We start from the raw sequence: 5,741 nt of genomic DNA, 5'->3' as shown, positions 1-5,741 counted from the left end.
GACGATGAGCGAATGGCTCAACACAGCGTTCGGCGCTACCGAGCCGCTTGTCGAGGTGTCATAGACCCGCGAGCAGGGTGTCGGGGTTGAACAGCAGGCCAAGGTCCGCTAAATCGATAGCCGGGGTCGACTGCACCAACTCGGACATGTTCGCCCACTCCAGCGTGGCGAGACTGCCCAGCTGAGAAGGGAAGTCGTTGTTGGCGGTCAGGACCGCGGTCGCCAGGTCGTCGCGGGCATTGAGGAAGCCGGCGATGATGCCGGTGTTCGGGTCGAACAGCGTGTCGTTGAGCAACGACCCGAGCTGCTGGGGGAACAACAGCGACAGCACGGTCTGGCCAACCGCCAAGTCCATCGGCAGGTTGATGTCGCTGCTCGCCAAGGGCAGATTGTTGAAGATCGCCTCGAGGCTGCCGACCGGATTGGTCATGATGTCGTGATCGACGCTGGCCCAGTCCGGTGACAACGCCGGGGTCAACCTCAGCGCCAGCGGGGTCACCGGCTCGCTGCCGAACACCGCGTCGAAATTGTCGCTACCCATCACGCCCTGCAACCCGTGGAGTATCAATTCTTGTGTTACCCAATCGGGTTGGGCGTTTTCCCGGGACACGTCCAAGGCGTAGTCATAGGACAACACGCGCTCTGACATGTCAGCGGCAAACTGTGCGGGGCTGACCGTGGGGGTGTCGGCGGGCAGGTCGTTGGCCACGTCGGCGACCGGAACCACCTCGGTTGTCACGGGCAGGCCGGTCGGGTCTGTGCCGTCGGGCACGTTCTCGAACCGGGCGAAGATCTCACCGCTGGTAACGCCGTTGCTGTCCAGCCAATTCGCCACGCCCGGGTTGGTGGCGCTCACAACGTAGTAGGTGAATCCGTCGGGATCGTGGAATGCCGTGGTGTTATTCAACGTGGTCTGCGCCAACGTCGAGGGCAGTGCCGCGCCGAAGACGTTCATCAACTCGATCCCGCTGTAGGCCGATGGCACGTCGGGCACTTTCACGATCAGCGCTTCGCCGGGATCGAGGTGGAAATTCCCACCGGAGACGTCTGCACTCGGTAGACCGGTCGCGAACACACTCGTTTCCGAGGCCAACGGGCTCATGCTGTTGGGCGGCAGCTCGATTCCGGCGACCTGGGCCAGGGTCATGTTTTCTTGGTTGAAAGGGCCAACAATGTTGCCGAAGGCGGTGAACAACGTGGTCAACAACGAGTCGACCGAGGTGATCTGCGTAGCGGCCGCGGCCGCGTCTCCGCTGGGAAATATTCCGGTGTCCGGTATGGAAAAGAACGCGGGGCAGTCGGCCACGCAGTGGATGCTGATGCTGCCCGGACCCTGGGCCCAGTCGCCCAGCACATCTCGAATCAGCAGGGAGGCATCACCATTGGTTGTGGCGTCGGTGTCATTGATGAAATTGACTGCGCCGCTTGGCTCCGTGGGGCCGATGTCGACGGTGAAGGTGCCGTCGGGATTGACCACCAGGCCGTGATCGAGTTCCAGGCTGCTCTCGCTGACGGCGGTCGAGCCGGTGATCTTTTCTGTGGCGATGGCTAGCGCTTCGGTCCCCTTGCCGACGATGCCGGTGAGCTCGTAGGTCGCGCCAGGGGCAAGGCCCGCTGTCGCGTGGTAGTAGATGTCGGGGGTGAAGAATTGGAAGTACTGGCGGGAATCGGCGGCGTCCCCGGCCACCGCTTCGGGCGACTGAAAGAAGACCCCGTTGAAAAGCTCGGTGACCCTTGAGAGTCCGGCCGAGAGCAGTTCATAGTTCGTGTTCTGCAGACCAGTGAGCAACATCGCGTCACTGTCCGGGGTGGCAAACGGCAGCGACGAGTCGTAGGTCACCGCCTGCTGCATAGCGGCCAGAAGCTGATCAAGCGCGGGCTGGAACGAATCGCCGGCGGTCAGCCGGATGTCGGAGACGTGCAGCGGGTGCGAGGCACCCGGGGTGACGGCGATAACGCCTGCGCCAACGAGGGCGACAGCGGTCGCGATTAGTCGCTTGCGCATCGCTCCTCCATCCGCCTGTAGACGTGCCGCAAGCCTTAAGCCAGCCTGTGCGGCAGCTTAAATTTTTGTGAGAGCGATCACACGGTAACGCATGAGACATCGCAACGCAAATGTCTCATCACGGCCGGTTGGTGATAACGAACTGCGACCAGTCCGGCTCGCGGGTCGCGGCCCAGTATTCGTTGAGCCGCCACGGGCTGACGGTGTGGATTTCGCCGTCGGCGTTTTTGAAATAGGAGTGTTTGACCGCCGGATGCGACCACACCATCTGCTTGATTTCGGTCTGAGTGCGTCGATGCCAGGCGCGGGCGGCCTCGGTGGTCGGTTCAACCGAGTGGAGGTTTGCCTCGATGAGATGCGCTAGGCAGCTGTTGATGTAGCGCATCTGCAACTCGGAGTTGAAGATCAGGCTGCCGCCGTGGGCGAGGTGGGCGCCCGGTCCGTAGACGAGGAAGAAGTTGGGAAACCCCGGAACGGTGATGCCTAGGTATGCGTTGGGTCGCCGGCCCCACACCTCGTGTAGGTCGACACCGTCTCGGCCGGTAATGGTCATCGGCCATAGCACGTCGGTGTGCCGAAACCCGGTGGCGTAGATGATCACATCGACTTCGTGCACGGCGCCGTCGGCGGTGACGACGCCTTCGGGCGTGATCCCCTGGATAGGGGTGCGCACCAAATCGACGTCGTCGCGGCGCAGCGTGCGCAGCCAGGTGCCGTTGTCCTGCAGCGTCCTTTTCCCGGTGGCGGGATAGTCGGGGAGCACCTTGGCCAGCAGATCCTGGTCTCCGTCAACCTGATTGGTGATCCAGTCGGTGAACATCATCCGCGCGGCAGCATTGATTTCGCTGACTGCGTAGTCCTGATCGGGGTAGGCCGGGTCGACCCGCGCCGCGTCCAGCCCTTTGTCGGAGCCGGGCCAAAGCACCAGGAATCGGTACCAGCGCCCGTAATACGGCAGGTGGTCCATGGCCCAGCGGACGCCGTCGCCGACAGATTCGTGGTACATAGGGTTGGGAAACATCCACTGCGCGGTGCGCTGAAAGACGGTGAGGTGCTCGACATCGTCGGCAATGGCGGGCGCGATCTGAAAGCCGCTGGCACCGGCACCGATCAGCGCCACCCGCTTGCCGGTCAAATCAACCGAGTGGTCCCACTCCGCGGAATGAAACGACGGCCCGCGAAAGCTCGCGGCGCCCTCGAATTCCGGTAGGTGGGGCCGGTTTAGCTGGCCGACCGCGGTGATGACGGCACGCGCCCGCATCGTGGTGAGCCCCTCGTCAGGCTCGCGTACCGTGACCGTCCACATGCCGTCCTCGTCGTCCCACTCGGCGGCAATAACCTCGGTCTGCCAGCGCACGTGGTCACCGAGACCGTGCTTGTCCATCACTTCTGCGAAGTAGTTCTGCAGCTCCGGCTGTTCGGCGAAAAAGTGCGTCCAATCGTTGCTGGGCTCAAAGCTGTAGCAGTAGAAGTGGTTTGCCACATCGACGCGCGCCCCAGGGTAGGTATTCTCCCACCAGGTTCCACCCGGGCCGGAGTTCTTCTCGACGATGGTGAATGGAATGTTGGCTTGCTTCAAGCGAATTCCGGCCAGAATTCCTGACTCACCGCAGCCGATAACCACAACGGGCAGTTCCGCCGCGCGGTCAGGGTCCAACGGCGTCGGGCGGCGGGGATCGACGCCGTCGAGATCCATTTCTTCGGCGAGCAGCGACAGATAATCGTCCGGCACGGTCTCACAGACCGCCCAGTCCATCATTTCTTTGATCAGCTCCCGCGGCAGCGGGGCGGGCGCGGGGCAACCGCGGTCGCGGTAATCGGCGATCACCGGTAACGCTTCCACCCGAGCGCGCTGTTTGTCCTCCTCGGACATAAATCCCTGGACCTCGTTGAGAAAGATCCCAGCGGGCTTGAAGTCTCGGATGAAACGGGCATCGCCAGTGATGTGCACCAGCGACAGCAACAAGGTCGGGACGCTGACTTGGTCAAGCGCTGCGGCAATGTCGGCGGTGGCGGTGGTGAAAGGTTGGCCGGCATAGCGGCTGCGTTTCAAGGCGAAATCCTTTCGTAAATCACAATTACGATACGCACGGTTTCGTAATTGTGCAACCGATACGGTAACGCCGTGGGGAACACATCCGTCCAAGCGCGAATCAAGGGCTGGCTGGCCGCAGCGTGGCGATTCGTCCGCACCGCCCCGCTGACTTATGTATGGCTGACCGTGCTGCTGGTCACCACGATCATTCAGCGCCAGCTGGGGCAGCGGGAATTGCACACCGTGCTGGTCCACGGGTCCACCAACCTGCACGAATTGGCAACTGATCCGCTGAGAGTGCTGTTTGAAAGTCTGCTCTGGATCGACGGCCGCTACTGGACGCCGTACCTTGTGCTATTCACCTTGTTCCTTGCTCCGGCGGAGCAGTGGCTCGGCCAAATCCGTTGGCTTACCGTCGGATTGACTGCGCACATCGGTGCAACCTATATCAGCGAAGGCGTGCTCTACCTGGCGATCCAGCATCACCTGGCCCCGGAACGGCTGGTGCATGCCCGCGACATCGGGGTCAGCTACTTTTTGGTCGGCGTGGTCGCCGTGCTCAGCTATCACGTCGCGAAACCGTGGCGATGGGGTTACCTCGCTGTCTTGATCGTCCTCTTTACCGGACTCGTGATCAGCGATCCAAAGTTCACTGCGATCGGGCACTTCGCGGCGATCTTCATCGGTCTGCTGTTCTATCCGATGGCGCGCGGACGAGGTCGCCCGCCCGTGAATCCGGCGCAGCTCCGTCCCCCTGCTAAGTCCGAGTAGCCGTCACGCGCGTTCGCGGACCCGTAATCTGGGCCAGATGCGGCACTACTACTCGGCTGACGCGATCCGCGAGGCCGAAGCGCCGCTGTTGGCCAGCCTGCCCGACGGCGCGCTGATGAGGCGGGCGGCCTACGGGCTGGCCAACGCGATCATCGGCGAGCTGATCGCCCGCACCGGCGGGGTCGCCGGACGCCGCGTGTGCGCGGTCGTCGGCTCGGGCGACAACGGCGGCGACGCGCTGTGGGCAGCGACCTTCGTGTGCCGTCGCGGCGTGGCCGCTGACGCAATACTGCTCAAACCAGAACGAACCCACCAGAAGGGGCTGGCGGCGTTTCGGAATGCAGGCGGACGCGTCGTCGAAAAGATCTCTGCAGCAACAGATTTAGTCATCGACGGTGTGGTTGGTATCTCGGGCTCAGGGCCGCTGCGGCCGGACGCGGCCGAAGTCTTCGAGGCCGCCAAGGCGATTCCGGTTGTCGCCGTTGACATTCCCAGCGGCATCGAGGCGGCGACCGGTGCGATCACCGGCCCGGCCGTGCACGCCACGCTGACCGTCACCTTCGGCGGCCTGAAACCGGTACACGCGCTGGCCGACTGCGGCCGCGTCCGGCTCATCGACATCGGTCTGAAGCTGCCAGACACCGACCTGCTGGGCTTCGATGCTGCCGACGTCGCCGCGCGCTGGCCGATACCCGGACCGCACGACGACAAGTACACCCAGGGTGTGACCGGGGTGATGGCCGGCTCGTCGACCTATCCGGGTGCCGCGGTGCTGTGCACCGGCGCGGCCGTGGCGGCCACCTCCGGCATGGTCCGCTACGCCGGCAGCGCGCGCAGCGAGGTGCTCGCCCAGTGGCCCGAGGTGATCGCGTCGCCCACCCCGGCGGCGGCCGGGCAGCCGCTCCCCGAGCCGGAGGTTCGGACGCTCCC

At 63.8% G+C, this 5,741-nt stretch carries 4 protein-coding genes; 2 read left to right on the top strand and 2 right to left on the bottom strand.

The genetic code is table 11. The annotated features are described in order from the left end of the window. Positions 1 to 58 precede the first annotated feature (58 nt). Positions 59 to 2,005 (bottom strand): hypothetical protein, encoded by a 1,947-nt coding sequence (locus tag WBF82_RS12995; protein ID WP_424383425.1) that lies wholly within the window; start codon positions 2,003 to 2,005, stop codon positions 59 to 61. A gap of 118 nt (positions 2,006 to 2,123) precedes the next feature. After that, a complete protein-coding gene (locus WBF82_RS12990) occupies positions 2,124 to 4,058 on the bottom strand; it encodes a flavin-containing monooxygenase (RefSeq protein WP_424383424.1) in 1,935 nt (644 codons plus the stop codon). 72 nt (positions 4,059 to 4,130) lie between these two features. Here WBF82_RS12990 and WBF82_RS12985 point away from each other — a divergent pair, with 72 nt between their 5' ends. Together WBF82_RS12985 and WBF82_RS12980 are read left to right on the top strand one after the other, a co-directional pair. Further along, entirely contained in the window at positions 4,131 to 4,811 is a 681-nt protein-coding gene (locus tag WBF82_RS12985) for a rhomboid-like protein (RefSeq protein WP_424383423.1), read from the top strand. 37 nt (positions 4,812 to 4,848) lie between these two features. After that, a partial coding sequence (locus WBF82_RS12980; protein WP_424383422.1) for an NAD(P)H-hydrate epimerase occupies positions 4,849 to 5,741 on the top strand: 893 nt, incomplete at its 3' end.

Source organism: Mycobacterium sp. (assembly GCF_049673265.1).
GTDB lineage: Bacteria > Actinomycetota > Actinomycetes > Mycobacteriales > Mycobacteriaceae > Mycobacterium.
Note: the sequence above shows the minus strand (reverse complement) of the source record. Positions and strands in the feature narration are given on the sequence as shown.